We start from the raw sequence: 17,045 nt of genomic DNA on the forward strand, positions 1-17,045 counted from the left end.
GTTTCCGGATGGTCGGGGTGAATGGGCGGCGGCGTCACGAGGCGCTGCCGTCGTCCAGGCGATATTCGGCGCTGCGCGCGTGCGCCTGCAGCCCTTCGCCATGGGCCAGGGTGGCGGCGACGCGGCCCAGGGTACGCGCGCCGGCGCCGGAGACCTTGATCAGGCTCGATCGCTTCTGGAAATCGTACACGCCCAGTGGCGACGAGAAACGCGCGGTGCGCGAGGTCGGCAGCACGTGGTTGGGGCCGGCGCAGTAGTCGCCCAGCGACTCCGAGCTGTGCGTTCCCATGAAGATCGCGCCGGCGTGGCGGATCAGGTCGGCCCAGCGCTCGGGCTCGGCGGTGGAGATTTCCAGGTGCTCGGGCGCGATGTCGTTGGCGATGGCGCAGGCCTCGGCCAGGTCACGCACGAGGATCAGCGCGCCGCGGTTGGCCAGGCTGGTGCGGATGATGTCCGCGCGCGGCATCGTGGGCAGCAGCCGGGCGATGGCGGCCTCGACCTGCGCGATGTAGCCGGCGTCGGGGCACAGCAGGATGGCCTGGGCCAGTTCGTCGTGCTCGGCCTGCGAGAAGAGATCCATGGCGATCCAGTCGGCCGGCGTCTTGCCGTCGCAGATGACCAGGATCTCGCTCGGACCGGCGATCATGTCTATGCCCACGGTGCCGTAGACACGCCGCTTGGCGGCGGCGACATAGGCATTGCCGGGTCCGACGATCTTGTCGACCGGGGCGATGGAGGGCGTGCCATAGGCCAGCGCCCCCACCGCCTGGGCACCGCCGATGGCGATCACGCGGTCGACGCCGGCGATGGCGGCGGCGGCCAGCACCATGGGATTGCGCACGCCGTCGGGCGTGGGCGTGACCATGACGACCTCGCCCACGCCAGCCACCTTGGCCGGGACGGCGTTCATCAGCAGCGACGATGGGTAGGCGGCCTTGCCGCCGGGCACGTACAGGCCCACGCGGTCGAGCGGGGTGACCTTCTGCCCCAGCACGGTGCCGTCGGGTTCGGTGTAGGTCCAGGTCTCGGTCCGCTGGCGCTCGTGGTAGACCCGGATACGGTCGGCGGCGGCCTCCAGCGCGGCGCGCTGCTCGCCCGGCAGCGCCTCCAGGGCCGCGGCCCAGTCGGCGCGGGGAATGTCCAGTTCGCGGATGGACGTGGCCTGGACTCGGTCGAAACGCCGGGTGTATTCCAGCACCGCGCCGTCGCCGCGGGTGCGGACGTCCAGCAGGATATCGGCCACGGCGCGTTCGATGGACGCATCCTCGGACGCTTCGAAGGCCAGCAGCGCGTGCAGGCGGGTTCGGAAGTCGTCGCTACGGGTATCGAGTCGGTTGATGAGGGACATACGCTAGCTCTGCAAAATCGGTTTCCGGAAGGCAGCCCTGCCCCGCGCCGGCGGCGCGGCGGCGATGGACGGCGCAGCCTCTGCATGGCGCGGCGGGCTGGCCGCGCGGCGAACGCCTCGCGGATCTCGCCAGATCAGGCCGGCATGGCCAGGCTGGCGCGCGCGAAGGCGTCGATCAGAGGCTGCAACCGGTGTCGCCGGGTCTTCAGGGCCGCCTGGTTGACCACCAGGCGTGACGATATGTCCATGATATCTTCCACCGCGACCAGGTTGTTGGCCCGCAAGGTCCCGCCCGTGGACACCAGGTCGACGATCACGTCGGCCAGCCCGATCAGCGGCGCGAGCTCCATCGACCCGTACAGCTTGATCAGGTCGACGTGCACCCCTTTCGCGGCGAAATGCTCGCGCGCGGCCTGCACGTACTTGGTCGCCACGCGCAGGCGGGCGCCCTGGCGCACCGCGCTGGCGTAGTCGAAGCCCTCGGGCACGGCCACGCACAGCCGGCACTTGCCGATGCGCAGGTCCACGGGCTGATACAGGCCGCCCGGATGCTGGGCCGCGTGCTCGATCAACACGTCCTTGCCGGCCACCCCCAGGTCGGCGGCGCCGTACTGGACATAGGTGGGGACATCCGACGCCCGCACAATGATGATGCGCACCCCGGGATCGCTGGTCGGCAGGATGAGCTTGCGGGACTTCTCCGGATCTTCCGCCGCCGTGATGCCGGCCTCGGCCAGCAGGGGCATGGTTTCGGAGAATATGCGGCCCTTGGACAGCGCCAGCGTGATGGGCGTGTTCGGATCCGCCGGAGCGAAGGCGCTCATCGTGCCTGCCCTCCGGATCCGCCCACGCGGCGGATGTCGGCGCCCAGTTGCAGCAGCTTGCGCTCCATCTGTTCGTAGCCGCGGTCCAGGTGATAGATGCGGTCGATGGTGGTCTGGCCGTCGGCGACCAGTCCCGCGATGACCAGGCTGGCCGACGCCCGCAGGTCGGTCGCCATGACCGTGGCTCCCGACAGGCCCGCCACGCCCTTGACCACGGCCGTGTGGCCGTCGATCTCGATGTCCGCTCCCAGCCGGCGCAGCTCCTGCACGTGCATGTAGCGGTTTTCGAAGATGGTCTCGGTAATGACCGCGGTTCCTTCGGCGATGGCGTTCAAGGCCATCAGCTGAGCCTGCATGTCGGTCGCGAATCCGGGATATTCCAGGGTGCGGAAACCCACCGCGCGCGGCCGGCCGTTCATGCCCGCCTGGACCCAGTCGGTGCCGCACTCGATGGCCAGTCCGGCCTCGGCCAGCTTGTCCAGCGTGGCGCCCATGCTGGCCGGATCGGCGTTGCGCAGCACGATTTCCCCGCCCGCAGCGCCGACCGCGCACAGAAAGGTGCCGGCTTCGATGCGGTCCGGCATGACCCGGTGGGTGGTGCCGTGCAGCCGGGAAACGCCCTCGATCACGATGCGGTCCGTGCCGTGGCCGCTGATGCGGGCGCCCATCTTGATCAGCATTTCCGCCAGGTCGACGATCTCGGGCTCGCGCGCGGCGTTCTCGAGCACGGTCAGCCCGTCGGCCAGCACGGCGGCCATCAGCAGGTTCTCGGTGCCCGTCACCGTGATCATGTCGGTGCGGATCGTGGCCCCCTTCAGGCGCTTGGCCCGCGCCACGACGAAACCATGCTCGATGCTGATCTCGGCCCCCATGGCCGCCAGCCCCTTGATGTGCTGGTCGATCGGCCGCTGGCCGATGGCGCAGCCGCCGGGCAGGCTGACCCGGGCCTCGCCGAAGCGCGCGACCAGCGGGCCCAGCACCAGGATCGACGCGCGCATGGTCTTGACCAGCTCGTACGGCGCCTCGAGCGACTCGACCCGGCTGGCCTCCAGCACGACGCGGTCGCCCGGCTGGCTGGCGCGCTCGGCCTTTACGCCCAGCTGGCGCAGGAGGCGCAGCGTGGTGCCGATGTCATTGAGCTGGGGCACGTTTTCGAGCGTGACCGCATCGGCGGTCAGCAGCGACGCGCACAGGCAAGGCAACGCGGCGTTCTTCGCGCCCGACACCTCGACTTCGCCGCGCAGGGGACGACCGCCAGTGATCTGCAGCTTATCCATCAATTGCCCGCCTTGAATTCCTGGGGAGTGAGAGTGCGCATCGACAAGGCATGGATTTCTTCCCGCATACGCTCGCCCAGCGCGGCATAGACCAGTTGGTGCCGCGCGATGGGGCGCTTGCCCGCGAATTCGGCGCTGACGATGACCGCCTCGAAGTGCTGGCCGTCGCCCTGCACGTCGACATGTTCACAGGGCAGTCCGTCGAGGATGTATTGCCGGACCTGCTCGGGAGAGGGAAGCATGGTGCTCATTTCAGTTATCCATAACGCCGCGCGCGACCCGCGGCCGATGAAAGCACACCGCCCGACCCAGGGCACCGCGGATCCGGCTCTGCCGGTCCGCCGGTGCCGCCCCCTGGGGGGCGCGCGTCAGCGCGTAGGGGGGGGGCTTTCATCTCAATAACGAAGTTTGTAGCCGGTGGACAACAGGCGCAGCGCGAACGCGGCCACCACCAGGAACGTCCCCGCCACCACCGCCAGGCTGTGCCAGGGCGTGACGTCGGAGACCCCGAAAAACCCGTAGCGGAAGCCGTCTATGGTGTAGAAGATCGGGTTCCAGTGCGACACCGCCTGCCAGAACGGCGGCAGCGAATGCACGGAATAGAATACCCCGGACAAGAAGGTTGCCGGCATGATCAGGAAGTTCTGGAATGCCGCCATCTGGTCGAACTTCTCGGCCCAGATCCCGGCGACCAGCCCCAGCACCCCCATGATGCCGCTGCCCAGCACGCCGAACACCAGCATCCACAGCGGCTCGGCGAAACGCGGCTCGGCGAAGAACAGCGACACCGCGTAGATGCCCAGCCCGACGAACAGGGCGCGCACGATGGCCGCCAGCACATAGGCACTGAAGACTTCCCAGTGGGTCAGCGGCGGCAGCAGCATGAACACCAGGTTGCCGGTGACGCGGCTTTGCATCAGCGACGACGAGGAATTGGCGAACGCGTTCTGCAGCATGCTCATCATCATGAGCCCGGGGATCAGGAAGGCCGTGTACGGCACGGTGTTGTAGACCGTGACGCGGCCTTCCAGCACATGGGCGAAGATCAGCAGGTACAGCACCGCCGTCATCACCGGCGCGCCCACGGTCTGGAACCCCACTTTCCAGAAGCGCAGCATTTCCTTGTAGAACAGCGTCAGGAAACCGGAGCCCGCGTTCAGGTTGGGCTGCAGGCCGACGAAACCCGACGGCTTGGCGGCCTCGGGACCGGTGGTGGAAACGCCGCCCTCGGGCGGCCGTGCGACGACGCTCATGCCGCCTTCTCCAGCGACGCCGAGGCGGAGTCCCCGTGCATGATGTTCAGGAAAGCATCTTCGAGATCGGCGGGCAGCACTTCGATGCCTTCGATGGCGCCGCCGGCCGTGCGGACCTGCGCCAGCAGGGACTCCAGTTCCGTGCTGTTGTCCATGCGCAGCACCGCCCGGTTGCCCTGGCGCTGCACCAGCCGCTCGTCCAGCGCGCGGCTCTTGCCCGCGGGCCAGCCCGATGCCCCCATGTGCAGCACCAGCCGCGAACCGCCGACTTTGGCCAGCAGCGCCCGCGTGGTGTCCAGCGCGACGATGCGGCCGGCCTTGAGCATGGCGATGCGGCCGCACAGCTCCTCGGCTTCTTCCAGGTAGTGGGTGGTGAGCAGGATGGTGTGGCCCATGCGGTTCAGGCGCGAGATGAACTGCCACAGCGTGCGCCGCAGGTCCACGTCCACGCCGGCGGTGGGTTCGTCCAGCACGATCACGGGCGGCCGGTGCACCAGCGCCTGCGCCACCAGCACCCGCCGCTTCATGCCGCCCGACAGCGCGCGCATGTTGTCGTCGGCCTTGGAGGTCAGGCCCAGGTTTTCCAGGATCTCGTCGATCCAGGCGTCATTGTTGCGCAGCCCGAAATAGCCCGACTGGATGCGCAGCGTCTCGCGGACGGTGAAGAACGGGTCGAACACCAGTTCCTGCGGCACCACGCCCAGCGCCCGCCGGGAGGCGCGGAACTGGGACACGACGTCATAGCCGCAGATGGACACCTGGCCCGTGGTGGCGCGCGACAGCCCCGCCAGGATCGCGATCAGCGAGGTCTTGCCCGCGCCGTTCGGCCCCAGCAACCCGAAGAACTCGCCCTGGGCGATGTCCAGGCTGACATCGTTCAGCGCCTGGAACCCATCCACCGCCTGGCCGGCGCCCATGCGCCGCCACAGGCTGGTCTGCCTGGGGTACACCTTGGAAACATGCTCGATGCGAACGGCGGATGACATGGCTTGATCAGAAAACACTACCGCGCCGGGAAGGGCCCGCGAGGCCCCCAAAAGCGCAAATCCCGGCAAACGCCGGGCAATTCCCCATTATAGAGGATGGACAAAATGGGCAAGAACCCCTCGCCCCACGGGACCCGGCGCCGGGCCGCCCCAAGGCGGGTCCCGGCCCCTTGGGGGGCTGCCGCATAGCGGCTGGGGTCCACCATTCGGGGCGCGCGTCAGCGCGTAGGGGGGTCATTTAAACATTGCGTTCCGCTCCGCCAGCGACTTGATCAACCCATCGACGCCGTTCTGGCCGATCTGCTGCGAGAACTGGTTGCGGTAGTTTTCGATCAGCCACACGCCCAGTACGTTCACGTCGTAGATCTTCCAGCCCTGACCCGCCTTCTCCATGCGGTAATCCACCGGAACGGGATCGCCGGCCGGCTGCTTGATCACGGTTTTCACGACCACGTCCGTGGCGTCGGCCGGATAGTGCGAGGGCCGCAGTTCCACGGCGGTCTGCTGCTTCACGGACGAGACCGCGCCGCTATAGGTACGCACCAGCGTGGTGCGAAATTCCTTGACCAGCGCCTTCTGCTGCTCGGGCGTCGCCTGGCGCCAGTAGCGCCCGGCGGCCAGCCGCGTCGTCTTCTCGAAATCGACGTAAGGCAGGATCTTCTGGTCCACCAGTTGCAGCAAGCGCTGCGGACTGCCGGACTGCACCGACGGATCGGCCTTGATGGCAGCCAGGACTTCGCCCGTGACCTGCTGGATCAGCGATTCGGGCGAACCGGCGCCCTGCGCCCGGGCCGCCTGCATGCCGCCCATGGCCAGGACCAGGCTGGCGGCCAGCGCCAGCAACCAGGCCGAGATCCGGGGCGTGGCCGCCGTGGGTACCGTCATGTCTTTCGAAATCATGGAAATCCTTACTTTTTCGGCGTACCCGATGCCGAGGCGGGCGCCGTGGCATCGTCATCGTCATCGTAGTTGGGCAGTGAATAGTCCGGCAGGGCGTTTTCCCCGCCAGTCGCGCCGCGGATCAGGCTGGCGCGCCGCTGCAGGTAGGCGTCCCGGGTGAAGGTATACGGATCCAGCGCGACCTGGTCGAGCAGGTTGCCCACCTCGAGCAGGTTGGCGCGCGCGTTCACGACCCGCAGGCCATAGACGCTGTTGCGCACGGGCACGTTGTCGATGTTGCCGACCGCGACCGGATCGGCCAGGAAATCCACGGCGGTGCCGCCCGCGTCGCGGATGGTGCTGGGTCCCAGCAGCGGCAGCACCAGGTAGGGACCGGAACCGACACCCCAGACGCCCAGGGTCTGTCCGAAATCGGCCTTGTTGCGGGGCAGGCCGTTCTGCGTGGCGAGGTCGAAGCAGCCGAACACACCCATCGTGGTGTTCAGCAGGACGCGGAAGGTCGTGTTGATGCCATCCGGCGCGCGGTTCTGCAGGAAGCTGTTGATGGCCGACATCACGTCGCCCACGTTGGCGAACATGTTGCGCACGCAGCTGCGCACCGGCGACGGCACCACGTTCACGTAGCCCTGCGCCACCGGCTTGAGTACGGCGCGATCGACCTTGTCGTTGAAGGTGTACATGCCGCGGTTGAATCCCTCCAGGGGATCCCGCGGGTCGGCCGGCCGCCCGTCCGGTGCGGTGGCACAGCCCGCCAGCCCCGCGGCCAGCACCATCAATGCCAGGTTTTTCTTGTTCATCTTCATATGCTCGTCGTCATTTCGCGGCGGGTTCTGCCGCGCCGGCGGAACCACCTTCCGCGGGCTTGCCGGTACCGCCCTCGGCGGCCTTGCTGTAGAGGAACTGGCTGATCAGGTTCTCCAGCACGACCGCGCTCTGGGTATAGCGGATCTTGTCGCCGGGAGCGAAATTCTTGTCGTCGCCACCGGGTTCAATGCCAATGTACTGCTCGCCCAGCAACCCCGACGTCAATATCTTGGCGGACGAATCGGTGGGAAACAAATAGCGCGCGTCCAGGTCCAGCGTCACCACGCCCTGGAACATCTTGTCATCGAACGCGATGCTGGAGACCCGCCCGACGACCACGCCGGCGCTCTTGACCGCCGCGCGGGGCTTGAGGCCCCCGATATTGTCGAAGTTGGCCGTCACCGCATAGGTCTTGCCCACCGACAACACGCTCAGCAGGTTGCCCGCCTTGAGCGCCAGGAAAACCAGGCCGAGCGCGCCCACCAGCACGAATATTCCCACCCAGAGATCGACTTTTTCTCGCGACATCTCATATTCCTCCGGTCCCCTGCCCGTACGGCGGGTCCCTTAGCCAATTCTTGCAACGGCCGCCCGGCGGGCGCCGCGCCCTGTTTCAGTTGCCGAACATCCAGGCCGTCAGCAGGAAGTCCAGGCCCAGCACCGCCAGCGATCCGGCCACGACGGTACGCGTGGTCGCGCGCGACACGCCCTCGGGCGTGGCCTTGGCGTAATAGCCTTGGTAAAGCGCGATCAGCGTGACCGCCACGCCAAAGACGACGCTTTTGAACACGCCGTTGCCGACGTCCTTCCAGACGTCGACGCCGTTCTGCATCTGCGACCAGAACGCACCGTCGTCCACGCCGATGAGCAGGACGCCCACGCCCCAGCCGCCCAGGATGCCGACCGCCGAGAACACCGCCGCCAGCAGCGGCATGGCGATCACGCCGCCCCAGAAACGCGGCGCCAGCACCCGGCTCACGGGATCCACGGCCATGACCTCCATGGCCGACAACTGTTCCCCCGCCTTCATCAGGCCGATTTCAGCGGTGAGCGAGGTCCCGGCCCGGCCGGCGAACAGCAGCGCGGTCACCACGGGCCCCAGTTCGCGCACCAGGCTGAGCGCGACCAGGAGGCCCAGCGCCTGCTCGGACCCATAGCGGTTCAGGGTGTAATACCCCTGCAACCCCAGCACGAAGCCGACGAACAGGCCCGATACGGCAATGATCACCAGCGAATAGTTGCCGATGAAATGGATTTGCTGCACCACCAGCCGCGGACGGCGCAGCGCGGTGCCGCTCTTGAAGAGCAACTCGACGAAGAACCGGGCGAACGCGCCCAGGCCGACGATGGAGGCGCGGGTGCCGGCCCCCACCGAAATCAGGAAACGGGTCAGGGCCATCAGCGCATCCTCCGCTGGCGTTCGAGCCAGGCCTGGTAGGCAGGCGTCTCGGGGTACTGGAAAGCCACCGGACCGTCGGGCTCGCCGTGGAGGAACTGGTGCACGAACGGGTCCTGCGACGCGGACAGCTCGGCCGGCGTGCCGCCGGCGACGACGGTTCCACGTCCCAGCAGATAGACCTGGTCGGTGATGTGGAAGGACTCCTGCACGTCGTGCGTGATCAGGACCGAGGCGCAGCCGAGCCGGTCGGTCATGGTCCGGATCAATTGCGCGGTCACGCCCATGGAGATGGGGTCCAGGCCGGCGAACGGCTCGTCGTACAGGATGAGTTCGGGCTCAAGCACCACGGCCCGCGCCAGCGCGACCCGGCGCGCCATGCCGCCCGAGATTTCCGAGGTGCGCAGGAAGGCGGCCGCCTTCAGGCCCACGGCGTCCAGCTTGGACAGCACCCGCTCCAGGATTTCCTGCTCCGTCATGGACGTATGCTCGCGCAGCGGAAATGCGACGTTCTCGTAGACGTCCAGGTCCGTGAACAGCGCCCCCTGCTGGAACAGCACGCCCATGCGCTTGCGCAGATCGAACAGATGACTGCCCGACAACCGCCCGATATCCTGCCCCAGGACCAGCGCCTTGCCGGCCTGGGGCGGCAACTGGCCCGTGGCCGCGCGCAGCAGCGTAGTCTTGCCTGACCCGGAGCCGCCCATGATGGCCACCACCTGTCCGCGACGGACCTGCATGTCGACGTCCCGCAGGATGACACGGTCGCCATAGCCCACCGACAGGCCGTCGAAGGCTAGCGCCACATCGGTAGGGGAATGCGTAGATCGTGCCGAATCAGGCATGTAGAGGCAAGAAGAGTTGAAAAGATGGGCGTTGCTTGCAAAAAACCGGCGGATTCGTAGGGAATCCAGCAAGGGATTCTAACAGCAGCACGCCTGGGCACCGTGCTAACCCTTAGGCGGCAGCGGGTTTTGCCTCTCGGCGCGTGCGCCGCGTCTTGCCGACGGCGTATGCTCATTCTGCCCATGGCACGCCGGATCCCGGCCGCATGGCCCATGGAAGAGTGCAGATTATGAACCACGGCGCCCCGCGCCGGTTTACGTTTTTTACAACAACCGCCCGCCCGGCCTGTATCCACATGAAAACGCCCCGAGATCCGGCCGGATGACTCGGGGCATGGTGCCACCATGTTTTTAAGCGCTGATTAATATCAGCGCTGCCGACCCCACTAGCGGGACGCGGACTGCGCCCGGCCGAAACGCCGGAACACGGCGTAGCGGCCTTTGCCGAACCAGTCACGCCCGGCCATCCGCTCACGCCAGGGCGTCTGCCGGGCCTTGTCGCGGGCGGGCGACGACAGCGCCTGCTCCGAAGCCAGATAATGCAGGGCCAGCCGGTTGAAGGGCCGGGGCTCCCCCGCCATCAGGTGAAAGCGGCGCACCATCAGCCAGTCGCCGCATTCCAGCAACAGCGGCACATGGTCCTGCTCGTACCAGGCATCGAAATCGGACAGCTCCGCCGGCGGCACGTCGAACATCGCCGCGAACAGCAGCGGCGCATCGAGCGCGTCGGCCCGGGCGCCGCCCGCGACAGCCAAAGTCTCGCCCAGATACCGCGTGAAGCCGTGCACCTCGCCCAGCATGCGGCGGGTCAGCTCGCTGGGCTGGTTCTTGATGCGATCGTATTCAGGTGTCGCCAGCGCAGCCATCGACGCCATCTCGTAGACGACCAGGTAGTCGTCGCTCTCGGTGGCTCGATACCGGCGCGCGCCGATGAAACCGGGCGCGGCCATGCGAACCGGAATATGCTCGGTGTCGTACCAGCTATTGAACTCGCCCTCCCAGGCGGCCTCGGGGCGCATCTCCGAGAACAGGATCGCACCGCCTGCGCCTTGCCGGCCGATGTGCAAGGCATCCTGTCGCGTATGACTACTGTCGTTCATGGTCGCTCCTTCATTCCAGTGCGAGGTTCTGGGTCTTGATGATCTCGGCGTACTTGCGGCTTTCCGCCTCAAGCAGGGCCGTGAAATCGCGCACGGCCATCGGCTTGGGCTCCAGGCCCCACTCCTTCATCTGCTCGGCAACCCCGGGCGCCTCGAGGATGGAAGCCAGTTCGCGGTTAAGCCGGTCGACCACCGGGCCGGGCGTGCCGGCGGGCGCGACCAATCCGAACCAGCCCGTGACGTGGTAGCCGGGGACCGCCGCGGCGACCGTCCCCACACCGGGCAGCAGCGACGCGGGGACCTCACTCGACACGCCCACGGCACGCAGCTTGCCGCTGGCGATGTGCGGCAGCACCGACGCCATGGGGTTGAACATGAATTGCACGTTGCCCGCCAGCAGATCGGTCATGGCCTGCGAACTGCCCTTGTAGGGAACGTTGGCCACGTCGATGTCGGCCATCGAGGCGAACAGCACGCCCGCCAGCCCCTGGGTGGACGTGACGCCGCCAGACGCGAAGTTCAACTGGCCGGGACGGGCCTTGGCGATGGCGATCAATTCCTGCACGGATCGGGCCGGTACGCTGGGATGCACGACCAGGGCCAATGGCGCGGTGGCAACCATGCCGACCGCGGCGAAATCGGCCAACGGCTTGTACGGATGGTTCTTGATCAGCAGCGGCGTCATCACGAAGGTCGGCGTGACCAGGCCCAGCGTATAGCCATCGGCCGTCGACTTGGCCACCGCGTTCATGCCTATGGTATTGCTGCCGCCGCCGCGATTCTCGACGATCACGCTCTGCTTCAGGCGGTTGCCCAGTCGCAGCGCGACCAGGCGCGTGATCATGTCGGCGCCGCCCCCCGCTTCGTAGGGCACGATGATGCGAACGGGACGCTCGGGGTAGTCCGCCCACGCGAGCGAGCACGCCAGCAGGCAGCCGGCGGGAAAAACAACCGCGGATCTCATGGAAATCATGGTGTCTTGTCTCCTTTCAGGCGGGACGAGCGCGGGACGGCCGGCCCCACCAGGGCCGGGTCCAAGGGGCTGTCCTCTGTCTTGTTGCCGGCGCCCCTACGGCCGGTAGCCGGTCTGCTCGCGGAAATGACTCAGCGCGGCCTCGGCGCAGGCCTGGTCCTCGATGGCGGTACCCGAACTGATGCCGATGCCCCCCACGACCTGCCCATCCACCGTGACCGGCAGGCCGCCGCCGATGACGCAGAAATGGCCGCCATTGGTGACGTGGATGCCGAAGGTCGGCTCGCCCGGCACGCAGAGCTGGTTGTAGACGTGGGTCCCCTTGCGCGCCGCGGCGCCGGTGAACGCCTTGTCGATCGCGATCGAGATGCTGCTGATCTTGCCGCCGTCCATGCGGTCGAAGCGGATCAACTGGCCGCTGTCGTCGGCCACGGCGATGCACATCGGAATACCCATGCGCCCCGCCTCGTCCGCCGCGCCGCGCATCAGGACCTCGGCCTCTTCGATGGAAAGCCGCTTGCTGGTCAACATGGCGCCTACCTCCCCTTGGCCAGGTCGGTGGTGCGCAGGTAGCGCTCCAGGTCGGCCAGTGCTTCGCCCCCGATGGCGCGATACGGCGGATAAGGGTCGCCGGCATCGATACCCAGGACGCGCATCGCGGCCTTCATCACCGGCGCCAGGCCATACCCCATCCATTGGGCCGGAAACAGCGAGAACTGCGCCTGCAGCCTGGCGGCCTCTTGCATGTCGCCGGCCACGAACGCCTCGACCACCAGGCGAGCCAGCCGCGCGGCCGGCGGCGGCAGCGTGACGCCCGAGCCGCCCAATTGCAGCGTGATCAGCAGCATCTGCATGGTGGTGTAGTACTCGGCGTGGCCGGCCACATCGATCTGCTGGATCAATTGCGCGACGCGCAGCAGGTTGCGCGAACTTTCCTTGACGTACTTCACGCCATCGAGCCTGGCCAGCTCCAGCGTGGTGGCCGGCGAGGGATCGGCGCCCGGCCCCGGGTTCAGGTACAGCACGATCGGCAGGTGCGTTTCACGCGCGACCGACTCGAAGTAGGCGATCAGCTCGGCCTGGGTGGGCTCCCCGCCGAACGGCCTGAGCGGCGCCAGCAATTGCACCGCCTGCGCGCCAAGCTCTTCCGCGAAGTGGGCCAGCTCGACCGCCACGCGATACGACGGATGCGAGACCCCCACGGCCACGGGGCAACGGCCATCGACGAAATCGACGGTCATCCGGATCAGGTCGAGCCGCTCCTCCATCGTCAGATAGTGATACTCCTGCGCCTCGACGCCGGCGGCGACCACCATGGCCGCGCCGCAGTCTTGCACCACGTAATCCACGCCACGCCTGAGCGCTTCGCGGTCGACCTTCAGGTCGGCGCCAAAGGGAGTGAGCGGCGGGATGATCAGTCCGGGTCGTTTCAATTCAGTCTCCTTGAGGATGGACCGGCATCACAGGACATAGGACGGCCGCGTGCGCAGGAATTCGATGTCGAATCCGGCGGCGCGCTTGTACTGCTCGGAAATTTCCTTGAGCTCGGCCTGCGATATCACGTCGTCGATCTTGTTGAAGGGCTTGCCCTGCGTGCGCTCGTACACCACCCGCAGGATGGTGTCGGGCGGCGCGGCGCGGTTCATCCTGACCACCTTGGCCGTGGCCGCCACCCTGACCTCGTCGTATTCGCGCAGCGCCTCGACCGTCACGCCCTTGCGCTTGAAGCAACCCGCCATGTAGCGGGCGTCGAGGATGGCCTGGCCCGCGCCGTTCGAGCCCCGCGGGTACATGGGATGCGCGGCGTCCCCCAGCAGGGTGACGCGGCCGAAGGTCCAGGTCGAAACCGGGTCGCGGTCCACCATCGGGAACATCAGGATCGGCTCGGCTTTCAGCAGCAACGCCGGCACGTCCAGCCAGTCGAACGTCCAGCTCATGTAGGCATCGACGAAGTCTTCGTGCCTGGCGAAGCGATTCCAGTCGTAGCGCTCCGGCTTGGGACGCTCCAGCGACGCGACGAAGTTCAGCAATTGGTTGCCGTCGGCATCGACCTGCTCGCGTATCGGATAGACCATCAGCTTGCCAACGCTCATCCAGCCCGCGCGTATGGTGTCCGCGCCGCTCAGGAATGGCTTGAACGGCGTCACGCCTCGCCAGATGGTGATGCCCGCATACACCGGCTCCCCTTCGTCGGGCAGGAATTGCCGGCGGACGGCCGACTTGATGCCGTCGCAGCCGACCACGATCCTGGCTCGGGCGGGCGCAAGATCCTGGCCCTGCGGCCCGGTGAAGTAGGCGGTCGCGCCGTCGCCGTCCTGCTCGACGCCCACGCAGCGATGGCCGGTGACGACGGCATCCTGGCCCAGCCGGTCGCGCACGGCCTTCAACAGCACCTGCTGGACATCGCCGCGGTGGATGGAGAACTGCGGCCAGTCATAGCCGGCGGCTTCGCCCGCCAGTTCCCGATAGATGAACTGGCCGTGGTGGTTGTAGTAGGAGGCGTCCTTGGTGCGGATGCCCACGCGGTCCAGCTCCGGCACCAGGTCCAGTTCGTCCAGCTCGCGCACGGCGTGCGGCAGCAGGTTGATGCCCGCGCCGATGGCCTGGATGTCGGACACCGCTTCGTACACCCGGCACGCGACGCCGATCTGGTGCAGGCTCAGCGCCAGCACCAACCCCCCGGTACCGGCTCCGATGATGATCACTTCGGTTTCTTTGTTCATGGCTCCTCGAATCAGTCTGTCTGTATCGCGCTGCCAGACTAATTGATATCCAAAAACCAGAAAAATACATATTTCGTCGCCTATTGATATGTATAAAATATGATTTTCGCGGATGCGGAGCGACAAGTTGGAGTTGAGACACCTGCGCTATTTCGTGGCGGTCGCCGAGGAAGAACACATGACCCGTGCCGCATCGCGGCTGGCGATCCAACAACCGCCGCTAAGCCAGCAGATCCAGGCGCTGGAGCAGGAACTGGGCGTGCAGTTGTTCGATCGCCGGCCGCGCAGCATCCGGCTCAACGCGGCCGGCAAGCTGTTCCTGAGCGATGCGCGGAAGGTCCTCGCCGACGTGAACGCAGCCGTCCAGCGCGTGCGGCGCTTCGACCTGGGCGAGGAAGGCAGGATCCGCGTCGGCTTCACCAGTTCGGCGTCACTACACCATCTGACGCCGCGCATCGTGCGGGCCTTCCGCACCAGCTATCCGCTGATGTTCCTGGAAATAGGCGAAGGCACGACGCACGACCTGCTGCACGCCGTCGAACAGGAACGGCTGGACATCGCCTTCGTGCGCTCGCCACTGCCCGCCAACTCGAGCCTGGAAAGCGTGACGCTGGTACGCGAGAACATGGTGGTCGCCGTGCCATCGAACCACCGGATGGCACAAGAGCCGCGGCAAGGCATCGCGCTGGCCGCGCTGAAGGACGAGGACTTCATCCTGTTCCATCCGCTCAACGGATGGGGCATCAAGGACATGCTGATGGAGGTGTGTCAGCGCAATGGCTTCGTGCCTCGCGCCGTGGAAGAAGTGCCGCGGCTGATCGCGGCCATCCACCTGGTCGCGGCGGGACTGGGCATCTCGATCGTGCCGCAGTCCATGCGCTCGATCCAGCCCGACTGCGTGGTCTACCGGCCGCTGGATCCGCCCACGGCGTTCACCGTGCCGCTGGAGCTGGCGCACCGCCGCAACGTGGACGCGGAAGGCATCCGCCGCTTCCTGGCCATGTCGCTGCAACTTGCGCGGGCCGATACGGCCGAGGATCCGGCGCACTGACGCCGCGCCGGACGAGAGGGCCTGCCGGCCCTCCCCTCGCCTAGCGGGGCAGCTCGGTCGCCCCCATCAGGAACGCGTCGACCGAGGCCGCGCACTGGCGGCCTTCCCGGATGGCCCACACCACCAGCGACTGGCCACGCCGCATGTCGCCGGCCGCGAAGACCTTGTCGACGTTGGTGCGGTAATCGTCGGTATTGGCCCGCGCATTGCCCCGGGCATCGCGCTCGACGCCGAAGGCGTCCAGCACCTGCTGCACCGGCGACACGAAGCCCATGGCGAACAGCACCAGATCGGCGGGCAGCTCGAATTCGGAGCCCTCGACCTCGGCCATCTTCATCTGGCCGTTGTCGCCGCGGACCCACTCGACGCGGCAGGCCACGAGCGAGGTCAACTTGCCGTTCTTGCCCTGGAAAGTCTTGGTCGACACCGCCCAGTCGCGGTCCACGCCTTCCTCGTGGGACGAGGACGTCCGCAGCTTCAGCGGCCAATACGGCCAGGTCAGGTCCTTGTTCTCGGAAACCGGCGGCTGCGGCATGACCTCGAACTGCGTGACGGAGGCCGCGCCATGGCGGTTGCTCGTACCCACGCAATCCGACCCGGTGTCGCCGCCGCCGATCACGATGACATGCTTGCCCGTGGCCAGGATCTGGTCCTTGAGCTTGTCGCCCGCCACCACCTTGTTCTGCTGGCGCAGGAAATCCATCGCGAAATGCACGCCCTGGAACTCGCGACCCGGCACAGGCAGGTCGCGCGGGGTCTCCGCGCCGCCCGACACGACAATGGCGTCGAACTCGGCCTGGAGTTCCTCCGGGGCCTTCACCGTGGCGGAAATCCCCAGCGTCTTGGCGTCCTCGACCCGGCCCACGAAGGTCGAGGGACGAAACACGACGCCTTCCTGCTCCATCTGCGCCATACGGCGGTCGATCTGCCACTTTTCAAGCTTGAAGTCGGGAATGCCATAACGCAGCAGCCCGCCGATGCGGTCGCTTTTCTCGAACACCGTCACCTCGTGCCCGGCGCGCGCCAGTTGCTGCGCGCAGGCCAGCCCCGCGGGCCCGGACCCGACCACCGCCACTTTCTTGCCCGTCCTGGCCTTGGGAGACACCGGAACGACCCAGCCATGCTCCCAGCCGTGATCGATGATCGCATGCTCGATCGATTTGATGCCGACGGCATCGCTATTGATATTGAGCGTACATGCCGCTTCGCAGGGCGCCGGACAGATGCGCCCGGTGAACTCGGGAAAATTGTTGGTGGAATGCAGCACCGCCAGCGCCTGCTTCCAGTTCTGGCGATACACCAGGTCATTCCAGTCGGGAATGATGTTGTTGACCGGACAGCCGTTCGTGCAGAACGGGATGCCGCAATCCATGCACCGGGCCCCCTGCTGCCGGGCCTGCTCGGTGTTCAAGTGAAGGACGAATTCCTTCCAGTGCTTGACGCGCTGCTCGGGCGCTTCCGCCGCTTCCTGCAGTCGCTGGTATTCCAGAAATCCGGTGACCTTACCCATGGCTCTTTCCTGACTATCCTGTGTGGGGCCGGCGCATGCGCCGGCCCCGATTCTT

The 17,045-nt window shown here is 67.0% G+C and carries 18 protein-coding genes; 1 reads left to right on the forward strand and 17 read right to left on the reverse strand.

What is annotated here, in order from left to right:
* Positions 1-34 precede the first annotated feature (34 nt).
* The 16 genes from hisD to AC1Q6E_RS06770 all read right to left on the reverse strand — a co-directional run bounded on the left by hisD (position 35) and on the right by AC1Q6E_RS06770 (position 14,429).
* Positions 35-1,348, reverse strand: a complete 1,314-nt coding sequence (hisD, locus tag AC1Q6E_RS06695; RefSeq protein ID WP_152797897.1) for a histidinol dehydrogenase — start codon at positions 1,346-1,348, stop codon at positions 35-37.
* Positions 1,349-1,482: 134 nt separating this feature from the next.
* Positions 1,483-2,172, reverse strand: a complete 690-nt coding sequence (hisG, locus tag AC1Q6E_RS06700) for an ATP phosphoribosyltransferase (RefSeq protein ID WP_152797898.1) — start codon at positions 2,170-2,172, stop codon at positions 1,483-1,485.
* Positions 2,169-3,449, reverse strand: coding sequence for a UDP-N-acetylglucosamine 1-carboxyvinyltransferase (gene murA / locus AC1Q6E_RS06705; RefSeq protein WP_152797899.1), 1,281 nt, complete (start codon positions 3,447-3,449; stop codon positions 2,169-2,171). Before murA ends, hisG begins: the two co-directional genes overlap by 4 nt.
* Complete coding sequence (locus tag AC1Q6E_RS06710; protein ID WP_152798871.1) at positions 3,449-3,691, reverse strand: BolA family protein; 243 nt, start codon at positions 3,689-3,691, stop codon at positions 3,449-3,451. Before AC1Q6E_RS06710 ends, murA begins: the two co-directional genes overlap by 1 nt.
* 153 nt (positions 3,692-3,844) lie before the next feature.
* Entirely contained in the window at positions 3,845-4,702 is an 858-nt protein-coding gene (locus AC1Q6E_RS06715; protein WP_296560078.1) for an ABC transporter permease, read from the reverse strand.
* Complete coding sequence (locus AC1Q6E_RS06720; RefSeq protein WP_296560230.1) at positions 4,699-5,619, reverse strand: ABC transporter ATP-binding protein; 921 nt, start codon at positions 5,617-5,619, stop codon at positions 4,699-4,701. Before AC1Q6E_RS06720 ends, AC1Q6E_RS06715 begins: the two co-directional genes overlap by 4 nt.
* A gap of 303 nt (positions 5,620-5,922) precedes the next feature.
* On the reverse strand, positions 5,923-6,588 hold the full coding sequence (locus AC1Q6E_RS06725) for an MlaC/ttg2D family ABC transporter substrate-binding protein (RefSeq protein WP_152797902.1): 666 nt from the start codon (positions 6,586-6,588) through the stop codon (positions 5,923-5,925).
* A gap of 8 nt (positions 6,589-6,596) precedes the next feature.
* Positions 6,597-7,385: an MlaA family lipoprotein gene (locus AC1Q6E_RS06730; RefSeq protein ID WP_152797903.1), complete on the reverse strand. Its 789-nt coding sequence runs from the start codon at positions 7,383-7,385 to the stop codon at positions 6,597-6,599.
* 16 nt (positions 7,386-7,401) lie between these two features.
* A complete protein-coding gene (mlaD, locus tag AC1Q6E_RS06735) occupies positions 7,402-7,920 on the reverse strand; it encodes an outer membrane lipid asymmetry maintenance protein MlaD (RefSeq protein WP_152797904.1) in 519 nt (172 codons plus the stop codon).
* Positions 7,921-8,005: 85 nt separating this feature from the next.
* A complete protein-coding gene (gene mlaE, locus AC1Q6E_RS06740; RefSeq protein WP_152797905.1) occupies positions 8,006-8,791 on the reverse strand; it encodes a lipid asymmetry maintenance ABC transporter permease subunit MlaE in 786 nt (261 codons plus the stop codon).
* A complete protein-coding gene (locus AC1Q6E_RS06745) occupies positions 8,791-9,633 on the reverse strand; it encodes an ABC transporter ATP-binding protein (RefSeq protein ID WP_152797906.1) in 843 nt (280 codons plus the stop codon). The genes mlaE and AC1Q6E_RS06745 overlap by 1 nt, the downstream gene beginning before the upstream one ends.
* Before the next feature lie 386 nt (positions 9,634-10,019).
* Positions 10,020-10,733, reverse strand: a complete 714-nt coding sequence (locus AC1Q6E_RS06750) for a DUF4286 family protein (RefSeq protein ID WP_296560074.1) — start codon at positions 10,731-10,733, stop codon at positions 10,020-10,022.
* Between the two features lie 10 nt (positions 10,734-10,743).
* Entirely contained in the window at positions 10,744-11,706 is a 963-nt protein-coding gene (locus tag AC1Q6E_RS06755) for a tripartite tricarboxylate transporter substrate binding protein (RefSeq protein WP_296560072.1), read from the reverse strand.
* Between the two features lie 96 nt (positions 11,707-11,802).
* The gene (locus AC1Q6E_RS06760; RefSeq protein ID WP_152797909.1) at positions 11,803-12,237 is read right to left on the reverse strand and encodes a GlcG/HbpS family heme-binding protein; all 435 of its coding nucleotides are present in this window, start codon (positions 12,235-12,237) and stop codon (positions 11,803-11,805) included.
* 5 nt (positions 12,238-12,242) lie between these two features.
* Complete coding sequence (locus tag AC1Q6E_RS06765; RefSeq protein WP_492572442.1) at positions 12,243-13,139, reverse strand: dihydrodipicolinate synthase family protein; 897 nt, start codon at positions 13,137-13,139, stop codon at positions 12,243-12,245.
* Between the two features lie 27 nt (positions 13,140-13,166).
* Positions 13,167-14,429: a flavin-dependent oxidoreductase gene (locus tag AC1Q6E_RS06770; RefSeq protein ID WP_152797911.1), complete on the reverse strand. Its 1,263-nt coding sequence runs from the start codon at positions 14,427-14,429 to the stop codon at positions 13,167-13,169.
* Positions 14,430-14,556: 127 nt separating this feature from the next.
* On the opposite strand from AC1Q6E_RS06770, the gene AC1Q6E_RS06775 reads away from it, so the two are divergent.
* The gene (locus tag AC1Q6E_RS06775; RefSeq protein WP_296560067.1) at positions 14,557-15,480 is read left to right on the forward strand and encodes a LysR family transcriptional regulator; all 924 of its coding nucleotides are present in this window, start codon (positions 14,557-14,559) and stop codon (positions 15,478-15,480) included.
* Between the two features lie 40 nt (positions 15,481-15,520).
* Here the strand turns inward: AC1Q6E_RS06775 and AC1Q6E_RS06780 are convergent, their stop codons facing one another.
* The gene (locus tag AC1Q6E_RS06780) at positions 15,521-16,990 is read right to left on the reverse strand and encodes a glutamate synthase subunit beta (RefSeq protein WP_152797913.1); all 1,470 of its coding nucleotides are present in this window, start codon (positions 16,988-16,990) and stop codon (positions 15,521-15,523) included.
* Positions 16,991-17,045 lie beyond the last annotated feature (55 nt).

This window comes from Pigmentiphaga sp. MLSB6-MA01 (genome assembly GCF_058793475.1).